The organism is Arthrobacter sp. 4R501, from assembly GCF_002929755.1.
Taxonomy (GTDB): domain Bacteria; phylum Actinomycetota; class Actinomycetes; order Actinomycetales; family Micrococcaceae; genus Arthrobacter.
The window spans coordinates 113,265-133,996 of record NZ_PJIW01000002.1; the positions used below are offsets into that span (position 1 = coordinate 113,265).

Annotated in this window: 19 protein-coding genes; 8 read left to right on the plus strand and 11 right to left on the minus strand. The window is 64.9% G+C overall.

Annotated elements, in window-relative coordinates; all coding sequences use genetic code 11:
• Positions 1-293: 293 nt before the first annotated feature.
• The 4 genes from CXR02_RS02045 (at position 294) to CXR02_RS02060 (ending at position 5,339) form a co-directional block, all read left to right on the plus strand.
• Positions 294-1,484 carry an acetylxylan esterase gene (locus CXR02_RS02045; RefSeq protein WP_104060477.1) on the plus strand — a complete coding sequence of 397 codons (1,191 nt, stop codon included), beginning with the start codon at positions 294-296 and terminating at the stop codon, positions 1,482-1,484.
• Positions 1,481-3,634 carry a DUF6807 family protein gene (locus tag CXR02_RS02050; protein WP_104060478.1) on the plus strand — a complete coding sequence of 718 codons (2,154 nt, stop codon included), beginning with the start codon at positions 1,481-1,483 and terminating at the stop codon, positions 3,632-3,634. Before CXR02_RS02045 ends, CXR02_RS02050 begins: the two co-directional genes overlap by 4 nt.
• Positions 3,631-4,803, plus strand: coding sequence for a Xaa-Pro peptidase family protein (locus CXR02_RS02055; RefSeq protein ID WP_146072461.1), 1,173 nt, complete (start codon positions 3,631-3,633; stop codon positions 4,801-4,803). Before CXR02_RS02050 ends, CXR02_RS02055 begins: the two co-directional genes overlap by 4 nt.
• A 209-nt stretch (positions 4,804-5,012) precedes the next feature.
• Positions 5,013-5,339, plus strand: coding sequence for a DUF1508 domain-containing protein (locus CXR02_RS02060; protein WP_104060479.1), 327 nt, complete (start codon positions 5,013-5,015; stop codon positions 5,337-5,339).
• Between the two features lie 51 nt (positions 5,340-5,390).
• Here the strand turns inward: CXR02_RS02060 and CXR02_RS02065 are convergent, their stop codons facing one another.
• Positions 5,391-6,317, minus strand: coding sequence for an SDR family oxidoreductase (locus CXR02_RS02065; protein ID WP_104060480.1), 927 nt, complete (start codon positions 6,315-6,317; stop codon positions 5,391-5,393).
• A gap of 182 nt (positions 6,318-6,499) precedes the next feature.
• Here CXR02_RS02065 and CXR02_RS02070 point away from each other — a divergent pair, with 182 nt between their 5' ends.
• Together CXR02_RS02070 and CXR02_RS02075 are read left to right on the plus strand one after the other, a co-directional pair.
• Entirely contained in the window at positions 6,500-6,937 is a 438-nt protein-coding gene (locus CXR02_RS02070) for a VOC family protein (protein WP_104060481.1), read from the plus strand.
• 169 nt (positions 6,938-7,106) lie between these two features.
• Entirely contained in the window at positions 7,107-7,538 is a 432-nt protein-coding gene (locus tag CXR02_RS02075) for a DUF309 domain-containing protein (RefSeq protein WP_104060482.1), read from the plus strand.
• Between the two features lie 501 nt (positions 7,539-8,039).
• Here CXR02_RS02075 and CXR02_RS02080 read toward each other — a convergent pair.
• On the minus strand, positions 8,040-8,354 hold the full coding sequence (locus tag CXR02_RS02080; RefSeq protein WP_104060643.1) for a hypothetical protein: 315 nt from the start codon (positions 8,352-8,354) through the stop codon (positions 8,040-8,042).
• Positions 8,355-8,980: 626 nt separating this feature from the next.
• On the minus strand, positions 8,981-9,520 hold the full coding sequence (locus CXR02_RS02085) for a M23 family metallopeptidase (protein ID WP_258060668.1): 540 nt from the start codon (positions 9,518-9,520) through the stop codon (positions 8,981-8,983).
• A gap of 627 nt (positions 9,521-10,147) precedes the next feature.
• Here CXR02_RS02085 and CXR02_RS22045 point away from each other — a divergent pair.
• Positions 10,148-10,639 carry a hypothetical protein gene (locus tag CXR02_RS22045; protein WP_146072462.1) on the plus strand — a complete coding sequence of 164 codons (492 nt, stop codon included), beginning with the start codon at positions 10,148-10,150 and terminating at the stop codon, positions 10,637-10,639.
• Between the two features lie 35 nt (positions 10,640-10,674).
• Here the strand turns inward: CXR02_RS22045 and CXR02_RS02100 are convergent, their stop codons facing one another.
• Positions 10,675-10,992: a hypothetical protein gene (locus CXR02_RS02100; RefSeq protein ID WP_104060484.1), complete on the minus strand. Its 318-nt coding sequence runs from the start codon at positions 10,990-10,992 to the stop codon at positions 10,675-10,677.
• Positions 10,993-11,694: 702 nt separating this feature from the next.
• Positions 11,695-12,279: a hypothetical protein gene (locus CXR02_RS02105; protein ID WP_104060485.1), complete on the minus strand. Its 585-nt coding sequence runs from the start codon at positions 12,277-12,279 to the stop codon at positions 11,695-11,697.
• A gap of 216 nt (positions 12,280-12,495) precedes the next feature.
• Between CXR02_RS02105 and CXR02_RS02110 the strand changes: the two genes are divergently transcribed.
• A complete protein-coding gene (locus CXR02_RS02110) occupies positions 12,496-12,912 on the plus strand; it encodes a DUF4265 domain-containing protein (protein WP_104060486.1) in 417 nt (138 codons plus the stop codon).
• Between the two features lie 112 nt (positions 12,913-13,024).
• On the opposite strand, the gene CXR02_RS02115 is transcribed toward CXR02_RS02110, so the two are convergent.
• From CXR02_RS02115 to CXR02_RS02140, 6 genes are all read right to left on the minus strand, one after another.
• On the minus strand, positions 13,025-13,564 hold the full coding sequence (locus CXR02_RS02115) for a chloramphenicol phosphotransferase CPT family protein (RefSeq protein ID WP_104060487.1): 540 nt from the start codon (positions 13,562-13,564) through the stop codon (positions 13,025-13,027).
• Between the two features lie 247 nt (positions 13,565-13,811).
• On the minus strand, positions 13,812-14,894 hold the full coding sequence (locus CXR02_RS22750) for an IS30 family transposase (protein WP_258060669.1): 1,083 nt from the start codon (positions 14,892-14,894) through the stop codon (positions 13,812-13,814).
• A 1,336-nt stretch (positions 14,895-16,230) separates the two neighbouring features.
• The gene (locus tag CXR02_RS02125) at positions 16,231-17,682 is read right to left on the minus strand and encodes an aldehyde dehydrogenase (NADP(+)) (protein ID WP_104060489.1); all 1,452 of its coding nucleotides are present in this window, start codon (positions 17,680-17,682) and stop codon (positions 16,231-16,233) included.
• Positions 17,683-17,742: 60 nt separating this feature from the next.
• Positions 17,743-18,852 carry a mandelate racemase/muconate lactonizing enzyme family protein gene (locus tag CXR02_RS02130; RefSeq protein ID WP_104060490.1) on the minus strand — a complete coding sequence of 370 codons (1,110 nt, stop codon included), beginning with the start codon at positions 18,850-18,852 and terminating at the stop codon, positions 17,743-17,745.
• Entirely contained in the window at positions 18,852-19,757 is a 906-nt protein-coding gene (locus tag CXR02_RS02135) for a 5-dehydro-4-deoxyglucarate dehydratase (RefSeq protein WP_104060491.1), read from the minus strand. Before CXR02_RS02135 ends, CXR02_RS02130 begins: the two co-directional genes overlap by 1 nt.
• Positions 19,754-20,722, minus strand: a complete 969-nt coding sequence (locus CXR02_RS02140; RefSeq protein WP_104060492.1) for an NAD(P)-dependent oxidoreductase — start codon at positions 20,720-20,722, stop codon at positions 19,754-19,756. Before CXR02_RS02140 ends, CXR02_RS02135 begins: the two co-directional genes overlap by 4 nt.
• Between the last annotated feature and the right edge of the window lie 10 nt (positions 20,723-20,732).

A 20,732-nucleotide genomic window follows, 5' to 3' on the forward strand; every position in this document is an offset into this window, starting at 1 on the left:
CTTTGGTCATCGTGGCCCTCCACGTCTGGGTTGATCGCACCGGGCGATCCATATTTGCACCGTCTCCGGCGGCGGACTCACTTGGGGTGCAGCTGTCCGGATCCGGCCTCCGTCACGCGGGACGTTGAAAGCGGCTCCGTACCAAAGTAAACGGTTTCTTGACTCCTGTATAGCCCTTTGTTAGTTTTTGAGAAAGCGTTTTCTGCAACCGGATCACTTTACCCACAGTTCAACATCCGTCCCGATCCGCCGCGCCTTCAACCCTCCCGTCCACCCGAACAACAGGCAGGTCAGTGAGCAAGGATTCCCGGCCGGTCCGGCCCAGCGCCATTGCAGGCTATAAGAACTGGCCTGCCTACGTCCGTGACCGGCCGCGCTACCAGGCCGCCACACCGGCCGCGCAGGACCTTTCGGACGCACTGGGCGTTCCGGCAGTTGTTGTCCCGGCGGACGTCACCGTCCACAGGGAGGGAACGCACGACGGCGTCACCACCTCCCAGCTCAGCTGGCAGTTGGGCTTCGGCCCCCGCACCACGGGGTGGCTGATGCGGCCGGCCGGGAGTTCCGGGCCGCTGCCCGGCGTGCTGGCCCTGCACTGCCACGACGGAAACAAGTTCGGCGGAGCGGACCGGCTGGTCACGCTTCCCGAGCCCCACCCCTCCGCGGCGGAAGCCCGCACCGGGCACTACGGAGGGCGCGCACTGGCCACGGAGGTCGCCCGCCAGGGCTTCGCCGTCCTGGCCCACGACGCCTTCGCATGGGGCAGCCGGCGCTTCGACCTGTCCACCCCGCCGTGGCGGACGGAATCCGCACTGGAGGCGAGGAAGTCGCAGTGGCGGCAGGCCGGCGTCGTACCTTCCGACGCCGAACTGTACAACGCCGCCGCGGGAATCCACGAGGACACCGTGGCCAAGGCCGCCGGCCTGCTGGGCACCAGCCTGGCCGGGATGGTGGCCCACGATGACTTGGCCGCCCTGGAGATCCTTGCCGGCCTGCCCGGGGTGGACGCGGAGCGGCTGGGGTGCATCGGGTTCTCCGGTGGCGGCGGCCGGGCACTGGCCCTGGCGGTCCTCAGTCCGCGGATCCGGAACTACGTGGTGACGTGCATGATGACCACGTTCCAGTCGCTGCTGCCCGCCTACCTGGATGCCCATTCCTGGCTGCTCCAGACCCCGGGCCTCTGGAAGCTGGGCGACTGGCCGGAACTGACCGGACGATCCGGCGCCGACGGACTACTGGTGCAGTACGCGCTGGCCGATGAGCTGTCCCCGGAAGAAGGGATGCGGGACGCCCACCGGATCCTGGAGTCCCTGCACCGAGCAGGCTCCTACACCGGGAGTTTCTGGCCGGGCGGGCACGTCTTCACGGTCGAGATGCAGAATGAAGCCATCAGATACCTGTCCAGGACCCTGGGCGCACCGGGTCCCGCCACCCACAGCCTTTTCGCCCCTGCCGACCCCTTAGCCACCGAGGACCCCAGATGATTCAGCAATCCGCCCCCGCGGCACCCGCTAGCTCTGCAACGGAAGGTGACGTTCCGGCAACCCTCCCGCGCATAGCCCTCGTGGGTGTGCACGGTTTTGGCGAATCGCACCTGGCCAACCTCGCCAGGCTTGAGCAAGCCGGGGCCCTGCACCTGGTGGCAGTGGCGGACCCCAACCCACCGGAGACGGGCACGCTGGCCGGGTCCGTGGCCGTCTTCAACACCCTGGACCAGCTGCTGGCGGCCGGGCCGGTCCCGGACGTGGTCATCCTGGCCACCCCCATCCAGACGCACGCTCCCCTGGCCCTGGCTGCGTTGGCCGCCGGTGCCGACGTGTACGTGGAGAAGCCGCCGGTTGCATCCATGGCCCAGTTCCAGGAGGTGCTGGCCGCCGCCGAATCCGCCGGACGGCTCGTGCAGGTGGGGTTCCAGAGCCTGGGCTCGCTGGCCCTGCCGGAAATCCGGAACATCATCGCGACCGGCGGCATTGGAGAGGTGCTGGGACTCAGCGCCACCGGCATGTGGCTCCGGACCAGGGGCCACTTCAAGCGCTCCCGGTGGGCCGGCAAACGCAGCCTGGACGGCATCGACGTGGTGGACGGTGTGGCCACCAATGCCTTGGCGCATGCCGTTGCCACCGCCCTGAACATGGCCGGCGCCCACACGGTGGCCGACGTCGCTTCCGTGGAGACGGATCTTTACCGCGCCCACGACACCCAGAGCGACGACACCTCGGTGATCCGGGTGCGCACCGCCGCCGGGGCCACACTGCTGTGCGCGCTCACCCTCTGCGCCCCCGAACAGCAGCGGCCCTCCGTCACGGTCCACGGGACGAAGGGGGACATCACGTTTTTCTACACCGAGGACGAACTGGTCACCACGACGGCGGACGGCGAGCGCCGCGGGACGTTCGGCCGGACCGACCTGCTGGAGAACCTGCTCGCCGCCCGGGCGGCCGGCGCCCCCTTGCCCGGCACCCCCATGCTCAGCGCGCTGCCGGATGCCGGCGCATTTATGTGTGTGCTGGAAGCCATCCGTACCGCCCCCGCGCCCCTGGAAATCGACGCCGGCCATGTCAGCTGGGAGGGCGACGGCGATGATGCCCACCCCGTGATCCACGGCATTGCCGCGCTGATCGAACGCGCCACCAAGGCACAGGCCACCTTTGCCGAGCTGGGCGTCCCCTGGGCCAGCAGCCTGCCGCCGGTCCGGACCTTCGACCTTGCCCGGCATCCCGTGGCGGACTATCAGGACGGCAGCCGCGTCCGCGCCGTGTCCTCTCCCCGCCCGTACCTGCACCCCGTGCGCACCCTGGCCGGGACCGTTGTGACGGACCACCAGCCGCTGGACCACGTGTGGCATCTGGGGGTGGGGGTGGCCCTCCAGGATGTGGACGGCGTCAATTTCTGGGGCGGGCGCACCTACACCCGGGCGGCCGGCGAGTACGTCTGGCGCCCGGACCACGGCAGCATCGTCCGCGCGGACGAACCGTCTCCCGGCGAACCGTCCGCCGCGGAGGGCGAGCTGACCGAGAACCTCGCCTGGAACGGGCCCGACGGCGCTCCCGTCCTGACCGAACAGCGCACCTGGACGTGGGCCGCCGTCGGGCCTTCCGTCTGGCGCCTCACCCTGGACTTTGCACTCTCCCCCGCCGGCAACCAGCCGGTGAGCCTGGGCAGCCCCGGTTCCAACGGCAGGGTTGGGGGCGGGTACGGCGGGTTCTTCTGGCGGCTTCCGGAATGTTCCGGGGCGCGCGTCTGGACGCCTTCGGGGGCGGGTGAGTCCGCCGTGCACGGGAGTCTCGCACCGTGGCTCGCGTGGTCGGGCGGGTTCACGGGAACGTTCGACGGCGGGACTCACCACAGTGGCGCGGCTCCCGACGGCGCGGCTCCCGACGGCGGGGAAGCCGGCGGCGGGGAGGCTGGCGGAGCGGCCACCCTCGTGTTCGTCGCCGCCGCGAATTCAACGGACCCGTGGTTCGTCCGCGTGAACGGATATCCGGGAGTTGGCCAGTCGCTGGCCTGGGACGCGCCGGTCATCGCCGAACCCGGCAGCACGGTTCGCCGCAGCGTGACCGTGTTCATCGCCGACGGGATTTTGGGTACGGAAGACATCGAGACATTGATCAACACACAGGGGGACAACTCATGAGCCAGACAACCACCGCTGCTACACCGCCGTCGCAGCTGACTGAAGCCACGACGTTTGCGGGCCAGGGCCGCCGCACGCCGCCCGCCTCTACCGCCGACCGTGCCATCAAGCGGCGACGCGTCCTGGACATTCTGGATGCCAAAGGGCAGGACTCGTTGCTGCTGACCACGCACACGGCGCTGGCCTGGTACCTGGACGGCAGCCGCGTCCACATCAGCCTGGCCGGTGACCCCATCGTCGCGCTGCTAGTGGACCGGGACGGCGACCACCTGGTGACGTTCAACAACGAGGCGGGGCGGATCGCGGCCGAGGAGCTCCCCGCCGGGGTCGCCCTCCACACCGCGCCCTGGTACGGGAACCTGCACGAGGTTGCCGCCGCCGTCGGACATTCTTCCGGAGGGGGCACCGACACGGGCTCCGGCACCCCACTGGCCGAAGCCTCGGTGGCCACCGAGCTTAGGGCAGCCCGGCAGCAGCTGCTGCCCGGCGAGTCCGCCCGCTACGCCCTCCTCAGCGCGGAACTGGCCGGCATCATGACCGATGTGCTATCCACGGTCCGGCCGGACACCACCGAATTCGAACTGGCGTCCGCCCTGGCCGCCCGCGTGGTTGGCGCAGGCGCGGAGCCGCTGGTGCTCCTGTGCAACGGCAGCTCGCGGAGCGACTTCCGGCACCCGCTGGCCACGCACGCACCCCTCGGACGCCGCGCCATGGCCGTGGTGTGTGCTCGCCGGGACGGCCTGGTCGCGAACATCACCCGCTGGGTTAGGTTCGACGCCGGAACCCCCGAAGAGCGCGACGCCGAGTCCCGGATCGCCGCCGTGGAGGCGGACATCTTCGACGCAACCTTCCCCGGTGCCAGACTGGACCGCGTCTTCGGCGAGATCAAGGCCGCCTACGCCCGCCACGGCTTCGGCGCGGAGCAGTGGGAGCAGCACCACCAGGGCGGACCGGCAGGCTATGCCGGACGGGATCCGCGCGTCACCGCGGCCACCACCGACACCGTTGTGCTCAACCAGCCGTTCACCTGGAACCCGTCGGGACCCGGAGTGAAGGTCGAGGACACCGTCCAGCTCACCGAGTCCGGCATGAAGGTCCTGACTGTGGATGACCGCTGGCCCGCTGCTACCGTGAACGGCCTCAAGCGGCCGGTGACGCTGCAGTTGTAGGCCCCCGCCGTTAGACGGCATGGAGGTCGGTGATCGAACCGGGGGTCTTGTGGCACAGGCTGTCTTGAGCGAGACTCATTGAGCACGCGATGAACTCATCATTTGGATTGCAGGACAAAACCAGCGGGAAGGGGACGCAACGGCGCGTCCGTTTCTGCTCCGTGGCAACGACGCCGCGGGGCAGAGCCCGCAGACCGGGAGGATTTGATATGGCCGGAATGTTCGAACTGTTCATTGACGCGGAGTCGTATTTCAGGTTCCGTCTGACCGCGCCGGATGGCACCGTGATGGCAGTGTCCAAGGCCTTTGACAACAAGAACGCAGCTGTTGCCGGTATCGCTGCCGTGCGTGAGTACGCCGGTATGGGACTGATTGCCGATGTTTCCCCGACGGAGCGAAGGGCCACGCCGCCGGAGGCACGTGACGTCGCTGTCCAGGTTCGTGAAGTCCGGCGCATTCCGGCTGCTGACCTTCACGCACGTTCCAGGGAAATCCACCGGGCCCCCAGCGGAAGTCGATGGGCCGGCGCAGTTTAACGCTCTCGACTCCGACAACCCGGCCCGGGCCCTTCGTTGACGTCGCCGTAGTTAGTGCGCGCTCCAGCCATCGGGCTGTAAACCATCTATGTCGGTGAATCCGTACTCTCTGGCAAGTTGAGCGGAGCTGACCGACTGCTGGTTCCATTTCGCGCGGTCAGGGTCCGCTGCCAGCGCAGCTACGGCCCGACCGACATAGCGGGGTGACTCCGAGAAAGCGAAACCCGCGGGGGCGTCTGGGTATCCGCCCACCAGGCCGGGGTCCAAAGCGTCGCGCCAGTTGGATTCGGTGACGCCGAAGCGATCGAGCATCATCTCCGACCGAAGCCATCCAGGCGTGATGGCGACCGCCGTGGCTCCGTGCGGTTCCAGTTCGTGGCCTTGAGAAAAGGCCAACCGATTGACCGCGACCTTGGCCAGGTCGTAGAACACCGAGATCCGGTACTCAGTGGCGTTGAATTTGGTAGTCCCATCGGTGACCTCAATGAGAAGTCCCCCACGCTTGGTGATTAGCAGCGGAAGCAGATGGTGCGAGGTGATCAGATGAGTGTCAATGCCTAGTCGCAGAATGCGCAGCCCTTTGTCTAGGTCGTGCTCCCAGATAGGGGTGTTCCACTCGGCTGGGCCACCTTTCAGGACCTCAGCACCCCAGATGTCGTTGACCAGCACATCGAGACCGCCATATTCAGTTCGGATCCGCTGGGCCAAGCTTCGGACCTCTCCGGAGTCGAGATGATCGACCTGGATGGCGACCCCGTCGCCGCCAAGCTGTGTGACCAGATCGGCCGTCTCCTCAATCGTCTCGGGCCGGTCGTAGTCCGACCTGCTTCTGCCGGCCGCACTGCTGCGTCCAGTGCAGATTACCGTCGCCCCGGCTTCACCCAGAGCAGCGGCTATGCCGCGTCCAGCGCCTCGGGTCGCTCCTGCGACAACTGCAACTCGGCCTCGCAGGGCATCAGGATCCGGGGACCAGTGCATGGTTTCAGTGTGGCGACAGGATCCAGGGCAAGCAAGACCGGCTCGCTCATGGACATTTCGCCGGCTGAGCGTCTTCATCGTGCCGTCAGCCCATCGGCTTGGGGGCAATCGTCCCGGAACTTGTTCAGTCGAGTCCGGGGTCGCCACTGGAGCTAATCGGTCCGCCTTGGTAGCTTCAACGCATGGCCATCAAACTTGAGAACGTCGGTATCGCCGTTCGCGACCTCGAGGCAACAATCGCCTTTTTCACCGACCTCGGGCTCACGGTCGTCGGCCGTGACACCGTCAGCGGCGAGTGGGCCGACACTGCCGTCGGACTTGATGGCAACCACGCTAAGATTGCGATGCTCCAGACGCCGGACGGTCATGGCCAGCTTGAGCTCTTCGAATACATCCACCCCACCGCGATCGAGACCCACCCAGCCCGGCCCAACGACATCGGCATGCACCGCGTGGCCTTCTCGGTGGACGACATCGACGTAGCCCTTGAGATCGCTGCGAAGCACGGATGTACACCGCTACGCGGCGTGGCGACCTACGGTGACGTCTACAAACTCACGTACCTCCGCGGACCCAGCGGAATCCTCGTAATGCTCGCCCAGGAACTGAAGAAAGTCTGACACCGCCGATCGGCCCACGCCTGCGGCGCGACCAGCGGCGACCCTTCTCGTCTCGCGGCCGCCGTCCCGACGGCTTCCTTGCAGTGGAACGGATATCCGAACGGCCGAGCCGTAGCATTGGGCAGATGAAGGTTAGCAAGGTCCACGGACTCTCAGAGCGGAAACTGCAATGACCGGCGACAGGGATCGCGATGCTTCAAGGCGCCCCCGGCAGGCCCGGCCACGTGACGCTCTTGGACGGCCACTGCCGTACGGAAGCGCTGGCGTGGAGCCGGTCTCCGAGGAGCCGCTGCCGCCGGTGGAAACGTTGGTCTCGGCCCGGAGCTTGGTGGAAGCGGGCCGGCCCTTCGCCGCGCATGAGGTACTTGAGGCCCGCTGGAAAGCTGGGCCGGCCCAAGAACGCAACCTTTGGCAAGGTCTCGCCCAGATCTGCGTCGGGCTCACCCACGCCGCCCGGGGGAACAGCGTTGGCGCGCTCCGGCTCTTCGAGCGCGGTGCGGCCCGACTCGAGGAGTACGGTTCAGGCCAAGGGCCGACCTACGGGCTCGATTTGTCCGCCGTTGTGAGTTGCGCGCGTGATCGGATGGACACCGCCCGCTGATCTCGCTACCAGCATCCTCGCGGCAGGCGCCGGAGGCACTATTTACGGGAGACTGCTGAGAGTTTGCTTGACCATTAACTTGTCCCATAAGGGGAACCCTCTGCGGCACGGTCCGCTAGGGGATCGGTCTACGGTGTGCCTCAGTCAGACGCCAGCGGCTCTGTCCATTCATTTGCTGGCAGCCTTTCTCGCAGCAATGCGGGTTGACCTGATCCAAGAATCATCTCGGTGTCGAGATGGGCTGGGTCGACTTGTCTGATGAGCTCGCGACAGCGTCAGCAGGGAGGTAAAACGCAGCGCAAGCCGTCACCGTCTCGCCAAACGGCGACGATCTTGGCGACTTGGTACTCGCCGCTGTGAGCTGGCCAAGTCTCGCCCGCACCTCAACATCCCTGGTGGCTGCACCATCGAGTTTCACGAGGCGCAGCCAGTCCCCGGATGGTGAGCCCATGCCACGTAGCTGCAGGATGCGCCGCCGATTCGGCTCCGCCTGCACTGCAGCTACGGGGCTCGGATCCCGTCCGGATCTACGACCCACCAGAGCCCCCCGTGGGTCGAGACGTTGTGGCACTTCACCTCGCCAGGCCCCTCGTGCGCGTAGAAGTAGAGCGGATGCCCGTTGTAGGTGACCTGGGTCGTGCCGTCCCGCCGCTTCGTCGTCCCCAGCAGCGCTGAGTCGACCTCGCCGCTAGCGGCCGGCGCTCCGTCGGTCAGCACGGGTGGCCACGCTTCAGCGCAGTCGTCGTAACACTCCGGCCTGATGCTCTCCTCACTCTCCCAGATATAGATGGCCTGCTTTTTGGCATCGAAGAGCATCTGGCCGAAGTCGCTCGCGGCTGTGGTGATCGTGGTGCCCGGCTCTCGCGCGCTGGATGGCTGACTCGGCGGGGGTTGCGGGCTCTCCGGTGTCGTAGTGCTCGCCCTCGGAGGCGGGGTAAAGTCCGGGGCCTCGCTCGAGGTGCTGCTTGCGCAAGACGACGCGACGAGTGCGAGGACCACCGCAGCCGCCGCTCGCAGTCCGGGTCTGGACACGCTGTGCTCCTATCGGCAGTAGCGGGCGCCCCCGGCCAGGTCTTCGGGGTTGGGTGATGATCAGACAGTGGGGCAGTTCGGTTCCCATTATCTCAGCCTTTGTCGAAAATCGGCGGGCGGAAGGCGGCGAGTCCGGTGGCGGGGGACTGCCACGCGACTCGCCTGGGTCAGTGAGCGGCTGTGGCCGTCAGGGTGCGGGGCGACGGCGCCCGTCAAGCAGGACGGTGCCGAGCAGCAGCTTCAGGACGACGAGGCCGAAAATCGCGCCGTACAAGGGGTCGCTTCAGAAAAAGGAAAAAATCGTACGCTAAGGCCGCGTGGAGAAAAGTAACGGCTGGACCGCAGCTTGTCGATGGAAGCGGGCCAAAGTCCGTCCGTAGGGGGATCCTCCAGCGTGCAGATGCTTCTGCTCAGGACACGAGGATGATCTGTGACTCGGATGGAAGCTCAACGCCCATCGGGGTCTCAAACGCGATGGGCATTCCCCGCGCCCGTGACCATTGAGTGCTGTCGGTGACCTGCACATGCACATGCGGTTGCGTACTGTTCCCTGAGTTTCCACACTGACCGATTAGCTGGCCGGTTTCGACCACTTCACCGACATCGACGCAGACCGAACCCTTGCGCAAGTGTGCGATCAACACGAACGGCCCGTCATCGCCTAGGGCTATTACGACATGATTGCCAGCTATCGCGCCTGCACCTCGCTGGATGCGCCGTGCCTGCCCCGCCATGTATGGGAAGAGCGTGAGTTGCGATCTTCGAGCCTCGTGATCGTCTTCGCCGTCATGAGTGATGACCACGGTGCCGGTGCTAGGTGCCACTACGGCCGCACCGAATCCGACGAACCTTTCCGGTCGTTCCGTCGCTACAACTGCCCGCCAGTTCCAGGCAGCTGACCGCCCGTGAAGATCCACGGGGATGAAGTCGATGGCGAAGGTGGTACCCATCAAATCCGTACCATGACTTGGCACCCGTCGCGCGGGGCTATTCCGCGCACGGAACCTACCCGCCAGCGGGTACTTCAACACGATTGGACGGCGGCTATTTGGCAGCTGGATCATGCGTTTCATTCTCATGCTCGCACTTCACGAAAACTAGACCACACCCGCCCGTTAGCCGGTCCCCCACCGGAGCAAACACTTCTCAAATTTCCGGATCGCGTGTCGTTTTCAGAAGTCGCCTGCACGGGCGCCCGCGGAATTCCGGGGTAGTGCAGACGAGTATGGACATTGAAATGTCAGAAGTGCCCTGCACGGAACTGCATTCCGCTCAATAGTCGACTGCACCAACAGTCGTTTTTTCAGAAGTCGCCTGCACCAGCCAGCAGGAACTACTTCTTTGGTGCCTCGGTCGCGCCTGTTGCCGGGACCCATCGGTAGAGGGTGTGCACGGAGACTCCTATGGTGTCGGCAACGTCCCGGGGCGGCGTTCCCTGGTGGCCCGATCTGCTGGTTAACGACGCATGATGACCCACTGACATTGGTTCGCCTCTTTTGCCCGAAGGTTGTCCTTCGCCTGACAAAAACGCTTGTGGCGGTATACGCTTCCAGAAATCTCGGCCTAGGCGGGGGGCTATGAAGAATCTTAAGGTATTTGCGTGCCTCACTGCTGTTCTGTTCACGGGAATGACGGTTGCCTCGTGCGGTTCCAGCACGGGGGCGCCGAACCCAGGCCAGACATCACCGACGCCATCGAGTGCATGTGCCCAGTTCGTGTCTGGGGCCCCTTGCGAGAAATACACCAGCACGGCCGGCTCCGATGACGGCGCACCAATCTCCTGGGTAACTGCCGGGGAGGTAACGGCACAACTGTCCAAACGCGGTTCGGATACCTACCTCACGGTTGTGATGCCCTGCGGTCCCCTTGATGCCGTTGTGACGATCAATGGCAAGATCATGCGAATTACGGGGCAGACGGCGCTTGGCGCCTCAGGCTGCATAGAGAACCTTGGAGAGAGACAGGGTTGGGTCCTTAAGCTCCTCGAGGGGAGCGTGGAACTGGGCTACAGCAACAACACGTTGACCTGGACGAACGGTAAAGACTCGCTTTCTTTCGTTACCGGCTGACCTTTCCGGCCAGACTGCGTCCCAGTTGCGGAACGCTAAACGGGCCGATCACTGAGACGGCCGAGACTCTCCCTGTGATCCATCTCCGAGATGTCAACCAGGATCGCTGCTATTTTCACGTTGTTCTTCATATTGTTGAAATCCCGGGGAAGTCGTCTGAGCTGCCTTACGCCAAGAAACAAACTGATAATGAGGATGACGACAACCGCTACCAGGATCGGCACTTCTTCTGACGTGGGGCCTCCTGACATCAGCAGGATTAGCGCCGTGACAAGAGCACCGACACCTATCACCATAAGGGTTGAAAAATGCCACCTGGCGCGGCGCTCCCTCGGATCGATCCACGGTTTCATGCCTCGCTCCCTCTCTTCCTAATCGAAGCGTCACCTATTTGTTGGTGGCATTCAATAGCCAACCTTGAACGCGACAAATGCTGGGATTGGTCCACCTAGGGACGGTGTCAGCTTTCAATGGGCCTCGAATCAGCTACCGCCCATACGTTCAAGGACCTCTTCATTTTGCTTCCGTAGTTTCCGAAGATCGCCTGCGGGATCTTGCCTTGAAGATAATGGTCAGGACTATGGGAAGACCGGCGACAATAGTCTGGGCGTATCGGGGATGGAATGACTCAACGGTGGATCCGTCAGTCATTGTGTACGAGCAGTAGAGTCCCAAGGGCAGGAACACGTAGTCTCCTCCCACCGGCGGGTAATTCTCCGGGTTATGTATGGTGCCCTCTGGAAGATGCTCGTTGAGGCAGGGAGCGGTAATCGAATGCTCCAGCCGGATAACTGCACCCCTGTCGAAAAGACCCACGAAGCCGTACCACAGGATGGACAAAACGGCTGCGAGAAGAAACGGCCGCCACTTTTCTGCCATATCCGACCCCCGACGCTGTTGCCTGGCGCCACTATCGCACGTCAGAGCCCGTCCTGTATGTAGCCGGTGAGTCTACGAAGGGAATCGGCGAGTTGCACGGACACGGCCGATCCCGATTGGGGAACGGCTAACGGGCACCAACAGTGCGGTGATCGACTGGCCTGCGGGCACTGGCCCTAGGGTGTAGCCGGCGGCGTAAGTGCAACGTCGATGGCGGACTCGACTGCATCGCGGCACGCGTCGGTCGATTGGACAAGAAGCGACTCGATAGCTTGGATCAGCACCACAAGCCTGGGGGTTCGGATCGTTGAAAGGCGTTCCATCGAAGTGGCAAGCGATTCCCTGACGAGGACGTCTACGTGCTCTCCGAAGGCGCCCGCGTGAGACCCGTCAGGAGCTATATAGCTGCCTCCGATCGAGATGTCGCCTAGGAGCGCTAGCAGAGGTACGCGGATCCCGTCCGGAACATCGCCGGCCGCGACAGCTGCGATGAACGGCACCGCATGGGCCGTTGCTTGATATACCGTGCCCTGATGACAGATGTTCGAGTAAAGCCCTTCACTGATTGCCAGGGAAGGATCAGCTCGAAGCGCAGCCAACGATCGCGACACGTCGCCTGCGATGGCGAGCGACACGTTCCCGGCATCACCCAGCGAAACGACCCCTTTTCCGTAGCAGTGCTCCAACCGGCTCCAGTCGACCTGGTCGAGTTCGTCCAAAGCAGCGAAGCCTGTCCCGTTCGGCTGATATGGCGCATCCATACAAGTGAGAATAGCCAACCGAACGGGGAAGGATCCTTTCGGGGGTCTCCTTACACCTGTTCGTCCGCGCGCCGAGCGCTTCATGGGTCCCGTGCTCGATAGTCTCGGCGAGTGACGGATTATCGGCAACATCCCAGCGTCGTGGCATATTGGCAAGGCGACTCACTGCAGCCTCTTCCTGAGGCCTCGGAATCATCAGAGACCATATGGTTCGCGATGCCTCCCGAACCAGACGCCGAGCCGTCGTGGGAAGGACTGCGAGGCCGCTTGGAACCCGACGGCACGGCTACCGTTCTCGCCGTCCCCGCCTATCTCTACGACGTCAACTATGGCGATCGGGTGACCGTGAAGCGATCAGATGAGAACGCCCTCGTTGCAACAGGAATACATCACGACGCTCTCAACTTCACATTCAGAGTCCTGCTGAAATCTGACGACGCCAACGCGTGGCGGCCGCTGGCCACTGAGCTCGCCGAACTCGGGTGCCTCCTTGATGTCATATCTCCGCGATTCTTCGCCATTTCCTGCGGTGAACCCCTGGCACAGGAAGTCGCCGACAGACTCCTCGCCCTGCAACACGACGGCGATCTCCACTACGAAACAGGCCGAACTCGGCTACCAACGCAGAAGTAGCCCTAGCTGCTCACACTCCGGTGCTCTGCTAGCCGTGCCGTGGGAATTGAAGTTCCGCGAGGCACGGGCCACAAGGCGATGAGCTAAAGTGAGGCGCCCGGTAAAGGATCCCTTAGCGGGCGAAAGCCTCAAGCGAGAGCTGGCGCGCAATGTCGCGTGCGCACCCTTCCGTTGAGCTATGCGTGGTGTCGACCTCGACGTCGTAAACAACTCCGCCGTGCACGCTTAGGGCTTGCTGTCGCGCCATCCCTTCCACGCGGTCGACGCGTCGTGCCTCGCGGGATGCGGCGACGTCCGGGTCGCAGCGCACGGCCACCCAAATCAGCTCCACATCGCTGAAGGCTGACCGCAGACGCTCCTGTCCCGCTCCCCCTGACAGAAGGACCTCATCGAGGATCAGGTGGGCCCCTGCGCGGGCCATACCGCTGAGTCCGGTGTACCAACTGCGTTCCAAGGCCCGATGCTCAGCACTGAAAGTGATGGTGCCGTCCTGCTCGAAGGTGATTCCCGCGCGCGGGCTGTCACCCCCAGCCGGAAGTGCGTCGATGAAAGTGTCGACGCCGAAAGTCAACCAAATGCCCGGGAGGATTTCCTGAAGAGCCCGAGCAATTGAAGATTTACCGGAGCTTGAGCCGCCGTTCAGTACGATCACTTGGGGATTCTGGCTGGTAGACACCCGGCGAGCCTAGTACGGAATTGAGGATTGAGGCACGCTCGTAAGCCGGTCCCCCACCGGAGCAAACACTTCTCAAGTTTCCGGATCGCGATCGCCATGTTTCCGCGGCCGGTCCATTCCCGTAAGACCCGCCCGCAAAAATGCCCGGTGAGCGAGCGGCGAATTCTATTGGTCGACGCAACAGATGAATGAAAATGGAGGGTGTTGTCCCAGTATTTCGAGGCTACCCCAGTGTGGCCATTGGTGCTTGGCTTTCGGCCTTGAAGCGTGCGGCCGGGGTGTCGTAGGCCATGGTCTTTCTGGGCCGTGTGTTCAGTTCCCGCATGACGTGGGAGACGTGCTGGGGACTATGAACGGCGAGGTTGGTTCCTTTGGGGAAGTATTGGCGGACGAGTCCGTTGAAGTTCTCGTTGGCGCCGCGTTGCCAGGGGCTGGATCGCTCGGCGAAATAGACCGGGACTCCGGTTTCCTTGGTGAGTTCTTCGTGCCTGGCCATTTCGATTCCTTGGTCCCACGTCAGTGTTCGCTTCAAAGCAGGCGGCAGTTTGGCGAATGCGCCGATGATGGCGTCGTTGACGCTTGCAGCTGTGTGGTCGCGGGGCAGATTGACGATGATTCCATACTGGGTTTTCCGTTCCCTCAGGGTCACCATCGCCGAGACGGAACCGACCCCGATCACGAGATCCCCTTCCCAGTGGCCGGCTTGCAATCGTGTTTCGACTTCTGCTGGCCGTTGGTCGATCATGGTCATGTTGCGGATCCGTGAGCCCTGCCCTGTGCGGGTGCGCCAGCGGGTCTTGCGGATTCTTCGACCGGTGCGCAGTTTGGTGGCGTAGCGCTTGTGCAGTCCTCGGCTCTCGCGCAGCAGCAAGGCCCGGTAGATCGTCTCGGGGCAGAGCCGCAGGCTCTGGTCGTCGGGGTAGGTTTTCTTCATCCATCCGCTGATTTCATCCGGAGACCAGCATCGGTTGAGCTTACGTTGCACGAGCCCGCGCAGGCGGGGGTTCGTGGCGAGTTTATGGGTCTTGGGCCGTGCCCGTTGCGCCCGGGCGTCGTGATCGGCCGTGCGGGGCAGATAGCGGCCTTCAACGTCTCGATGGCGGTCCAACTCTCGTTTGATGGTGGAGGCGTGTCGGCCCAATTCACGGGCCACCGCCCGCATTGAATGTCCCAGCTCCAGGAGGTCGGCGATCTGTAGCCGTTCCCGGGACTGGAGGTAGCGGCCCGTCGCTGCTGGCACAGGTGTGAGGGAGGGGATCTGGTAGTTGTTGGCGCGCCGGAGTGCCGTGCCTGTTCGTCTGTGCATACCGAGGAGTCTGCATGCTTCGGCGTTGCTCTTGCCCTCGCGCATCAGCTGCCAGTACTTCGTGTCCCGTTCCGTGCGGCGTCGTTGCGCTTCGGAAACTGTTGAGGCCGCTACCTGATTTGCATAGCGGCTCGAGGACGAGATGGCTGCGTGCTGGGCAGCTATTGCCGTATTCCGTTCCTTTGCCAGTCGGGCGCGGCGTTCGCGTTCGAAACTGTGGCAGCGTTGATCAGTCAGCCGTAGAAGCGCTTGGCAACGCTTCGGGGTGACCTTCTGGCTCCGGAGCTTCTCGAACCGCTCGCGAAGCCATCGATACGCCGTGGAACGGCCAACCCCGGCCGGTAGAGCCGACTGCGACGGGCTTTGGCCGCGGTCGAAGGCCTCCCAAAATATGGCTTCGTCCTCAATGCTTGCTTGTAGATGGTGGCGGCCCGTAGTTCCGGCTACTGCTGCTTCCCACGCTGGGAGCTTGGCGGTGGTGAACCCAAGTAACGCCGTCACCTCCGCGGGACTTGATCCATCCTGGCGTAACTGCACATATCTCTCACGCAACCAGCGGTAACCGACCTCCTTATGGATGCCGGACGCCCGGGCGGAAGAATTGAGACTATTTCCTTGCTTGATCGAGGCAAGAAAGCGGACCCCTGCCGGAGACGAAGAACGAGGAAGCATATCGAACCACCTTGAAGAAGGTGTTGCTTCGATCGATAGAATCCCGCGAGCCCTATACGGGACACATGAAGAAGGATGCTCGGGTGATGGCGATGTCCGGTCCCTGAATCGCTCTCCAGAGCATGCTGTGGCTCGGACTCGGCACGCGTCGCAGGAGGAAACCTAGGCAGCGTCGTATGGGGTGTCGAACAGAGTGACTCCCCATTCCGGGTTCTGCTGGACGATACCGGTCTCCCGTTGCACGAACTGGAGCGGGTCCTGGAGATACATTGCCATCCGCTCCTGCTCCAAGTCCCACGGGAAGCCGCAGGCGCCCACAAACTTTCCAGCGTTCCCGGATCAGGCGTGATGGCTTGGCCGACAATGGTGACTCTAAGCGCGTATGAAGCGCAGCGGATCCGCACGGACATCCATGGACTGCCGCCCACGCTGGCGAACCTGATGGCGTAGTCGCCCGAGCCCACCCCCGACCGGAGGGTACGTCTGCCGGGACCATGGAGCCGGAAGTGAAGTACTGGCACACCAGCACTCCGTTGGTGAGAGCATCTTCCGGACCTTGACCTAAGCTAAGCAGTCGTCGGCGCAGGCCAATGGCAGTGGCATGCCCCATCAAGGCAGAGATCAACCCTTCTAGTTGACCCCTGCCTTGATGGCCCGCGAACAGTTACGGAAGAACCAGCTCACCGTCCACGCGCCGCGGGATGCCCAGCGGGTTGCTTTCGCGCAGCGCCGGGTGCAGCACCGTTTCCGGAGCATCCTGGTAGGCGACAGGGCGCTGGAAGCGGCGGACCGCCGTCGCGCCCACCGAGGTGAACAGGGACGTGGTTGCCGGGTACGGGCCGCCGTGCTGCTGCGCCCAGTTCACTGCGACGCCGGTGGGCCAGCCGTCGAACAGGACCCGCCCGGCGAGGCCGGACAGCTGCGCCACGAGGACCCCGACGTCCTCGCCCGGCTGGGCGTGGACAGTGGCGGTGAGGCTCCCGGGAACTTTGGCCAGAACGGCGGAGAGTTCTTCCTGGTCAGAGTATTCGATCAGCATCGTGGTGGGGCCGAAGCACTCCTCCAGCAGCTCGTCCGGGCGCTCCAGGGCATTGGCGGCGGAGGTGGAAAACACCACCGGCGCGGCGCCGTTGAGGGTTGCGTCTTGGTCCGCGGTGCCGCTCACGATGGTCACGTCGGGCAGCGAAGCCACGTTGCGCAGGCCCTCCGGGTAGGCGTCGGAGATCCGGGTGGTGAGCATGGCCGCCGTCGGCTTGTCCTTGCTGGCCTCAGCCAGTTCCGCGGCGAATTCTGTGCCCGCCGGGATGAAGACCAGGCCGGGCTTGGTGCAGAACTGGCCGGCGCCCATGGTGAATGATGCTGCAAGTTCCGCCGCGAGCTGGCCGGAACGTTCGGCCAGCGCGGCCGCGGTGATGACCACCGGGTTCAGGCTGCCCAGCTCGCCGTAGAACGGGATGGGGTCGGGCCGCGAAACCGCGAGGTCAAAGAGCGCCCGGCCGCCCGGGATGGACCCGGTAAAGCCCACGGCCTTGATGGCGGGATCCTGCACCAGCGCGGTACCTACCTCGCGACCTGCCACAAGCGCGAACAGCCCCTCCGGCGCACCGGCGGAATGCAGGGCTTCGGTGACCACCTCGGCCGTCCGCTCGGACAGCTTCAGGTGGCCCGAGTGGGCCTTGACGATCACCGAGGAGCCCACGGCCAGGGCGGATGCGGTGTCGCCGCCGGCCACGGAGAACGCGAACGGGAAGTTGGAGGCCGAGAAAACTGCCACCGGGCCGATGGGACGCAGGATGCGGCGCAGGTCCGGCTTCGGCGGCGTCGCGGACGGGTCCGCGTGGTCAATCACGGCTTCAAGGTAAGAGCCTTCGGTGATCACTCGGGCGAACAGCCGCAGCTGCCCGGAGGTGCGGGCCACCTCGCCGGTCAGTCGGACGGTGCCGAGGCTGGTCTCCGAATCGGCGATCTCCACCAGTTCGGCCACGTTGGCGTCCAAGGCGTCGGCGACGGCGGTAAGCCAGCCTGCGCGCTCGGCATCGGAGGCGGCAGCCGCGATGGAGGCCGCCCGGGTGGCGGCGGCCGTGAGCTCGGAGAGGGAAAGGGTTGCAGTTGTCACTGGGGTACCTGAATTTCGTCGGGAGGTGTTGTGTCTGCGGTCAGTCGTGATTGCAAGCTGTCAGCCCTGCGGGTTCTCGGTGAACCGGAAGCCAAGTCCCGGCTGGTCCGTTAGCGTGAGGCGGCTGTTGCTGAAGCGGACCGGCGCGGGCCCGGCCAGGATGCCCAGCTGTTCGAAGGACGCGTCTTCCACGTCCTCCACCAGGGTGGGCTCGGCCAGGGTAAGGGCGAGCTGTCCGGACAGCTCCGGCAGCAGGTGCGGCATCACGCGGATGCTGTTGGTCCGGGCCAGCTCCACGATCCGCCGGAACGGCGTGATGCCGCCGACGCGGATGATGTTCGGCTGGATGATGTCCACAGCCTCCGCCTCAATAAAATCGCGGAAACGGTAGATCGTGTGCAGGTTTTCGCCCAGGGCGATGGGCACCGGTGAATGCTTCCGCAGCCTGCGGTACGCCCAGAGGTCGTCCGCGCGGAGGGGCTCCTCGAGCCATTCCAGCCCGTACTCCGCGAGCACGTCCAGGGCCTTGAACGTAGTGGGCAGGTCCCACCGCTGGTTGGCATCGATCATAAGCTTCCGGTCCAGTCCGAGGACGGAGCGGACTGCGGCGACGCGCTCGGCGTCCTCGCGGATATCGGGCTTGCCCACCTTGATCTTGACCGCCCGGTGGCCCGCGGCGATCCAGCGCTCCGTCTGTGCCACCAGCTCCTCCAGCGTGTACTGGAGGTTCACACCCGAGCCGTACACCTCCGCGGACTCGTGCCGCTGGCCCAGCAGGCCCGTGACCGACGTAGCGGCACGGCGTGCCTGGAGGTCCCAGAGGGCAAGGTCGACGCCGGCCATGGCGATGGTGGTCAGTCCCCCGCCTCCGGCCTCGTGCAGCCGCTTCCACAACGCGTCCCATACCGTCTCCGGATTGGCGGGCAGCCCCGCAATGAAAGGTGCGATGTCGTAGTCGAGGAGCGCTTTAACGGCCTGCGGGCCGATGGTGGGCGTCCACGAAAAACCGTGCCCCGCGCCGCCGTCGTCCGTCTGGATCTCCGTGACGATCACGTGGTTTTCCGGTGCCTCCACTCCCCAGCTGCGGCGCAGCGGGACAGTCAAGAGGCGGGTGGTCAGACCGGTAATGAGCGGAACGGTCCGGACGGCTTCGAGCGCCGGCGCACTCATCAGCGGCCGGCCAGCTCGTAGCCCTTGGCCAGGATGGACTTCAGCTGGAGCAGCTGGTCCTCGGTGGGGTCCACCAGCGGCGGCCGGACCGGGCCAACAGGAAGTCCGCCCAGCCGCAGGCCGGCCTTGACCAACGAGACGCCGAAGCCGGGGGTCTGGTCCCGGAGCCGCACCAACGGAGCGTAGAAGCCCTCCAGCAGGGCGTTGCGGCGGTCCTCATCGCCGGCCATGTACGCGTCGTAGTATGCCTTGGCGATTTCCGGTGCCATGGCGAATGCCGCCGAGGAGTAGAGCGGAATGCCCAGGCCCCGGTAAGCGCCCTGGGTCAGTTCGGCCGTCAGGAGCCCGTTGAAGAACGCGAAGTCCTCACGCCCCGTAGCGCGGACCGCGGACACAATCTCCTGGGCCAGGCCCACATCGCCCAGCCCGTCCTTGAGGCCGATCACCTTGGGGTTAGCGGCGAGGCGGACCATGGAGGCGGCTGTGAACTTGGCGTTGCCGCGGTGGTACACGATCACCGGGAGGCTGCTGGCGTCCGCCACTGCCTCGATGTACGCCACCAAACCGTCGGTGGGGCCGGTGACCAGGTACGGCGGCAGAACCAGGAGTGCATCGGCGCCGGCTTCCTCGGCAACACGGGCGGCAGCAAGGGCGTGCCCCAGCGGCCCGCCGGCTCCGGCCACCACCGGAACCTTCCCTGCCACAACCTCGACGGCGGCGGTCACCACGGTGCGCACCTCGTCGATGCTCAGGGCGTGGAATTCGCCGGTGCCGCAGGCAGGAAACACGGCGCCGGGTCCGAACGGCAGCCGCGAGCCGATGTGCTCCTTGAGGAGCTCCACATCCACGGTGCCTTCCGGCGTGAACGGGGTGACGGGAAAGAACAAAACGCCGTCGAATTTCATGATGTCTCCTTGGCACCGCTGCCGGCGCTTACCAGCCGGGCGGATGTCTCGTCGTTGAGGTGGTTGGTTGTCTTCAGTTCGGTCCGCCAGCTGCGCTTGGGTTCCCAGCCCAGCAGGTCACGGGCCTTCGCGATGGAGAAGGCGGGGCTGGTGCCGGTCAGGCCGGCGGCCAGGGCCTGGCTGCCGGGCAGGAAGCGGGGCATCAGCTCGGCCAGCGGTGTCGTGGCCAGGGCATCCGCGGCTCCGACAAAGAAGGTCTCGCCGTTCGGGATGCTGTCCATTTTCTGCAGGAGCACGTCCAGGAAGTCGGCCACATCGCGGGCGTCCACGTAGTTGAACAGTGCTGGCGCGGACAGGGCCGGATCGGCCAGGCGTTCGGCCAGAGTGTGGCCCTGCTGTGTGGGCGCGCCGTCCCATTCCTCCGGTGAGATGACGTAGCACGGGCGGAAGGCGGCGTAGCGGATCTTCTCCCCCTTGGCCGCGGCAAACATCTGCACGGTCTGTTCGGCGATCAGCTTGGACAGCGCGTAGGCGTTCCAGGGCTTTGGCACCGTGCGCTCATCCAGCGGGAAGCTGTCCGGCAGCCAGCCGGCCGGGCAGCCGTAGCCCAGCACCGTGGGGCTGCTCGCCGTGACGATCTTGCCGATCCCCAGTTCGGTGGCCGCGCTGATGACAGCGAAGGCCATGCGGGTGTTGGTGGCGAAGATGACGTCCTCCGGCGCGCTGAACGGAACGGCGATCGCTGCAAGGTGGATGACGGCGTCGGGCATGGTCTCCCGGAGGAGGCGCAAAGCCTCGCCCGGGGCCAGCAGATCGCCGGTTTCCTGCACAACGCCGGCCGGCAGCTGGTCCGCCGGGATCGCGTCGCGGTCCACCGAGATGACCTCGTGGCCGGCTTCCGCAAGCCCGGCAACCACGCTGCGGCCCAGGCGGCCGGAGCCGCCGGTGACAAAGATCCTGCTCATGTTGGTTCCT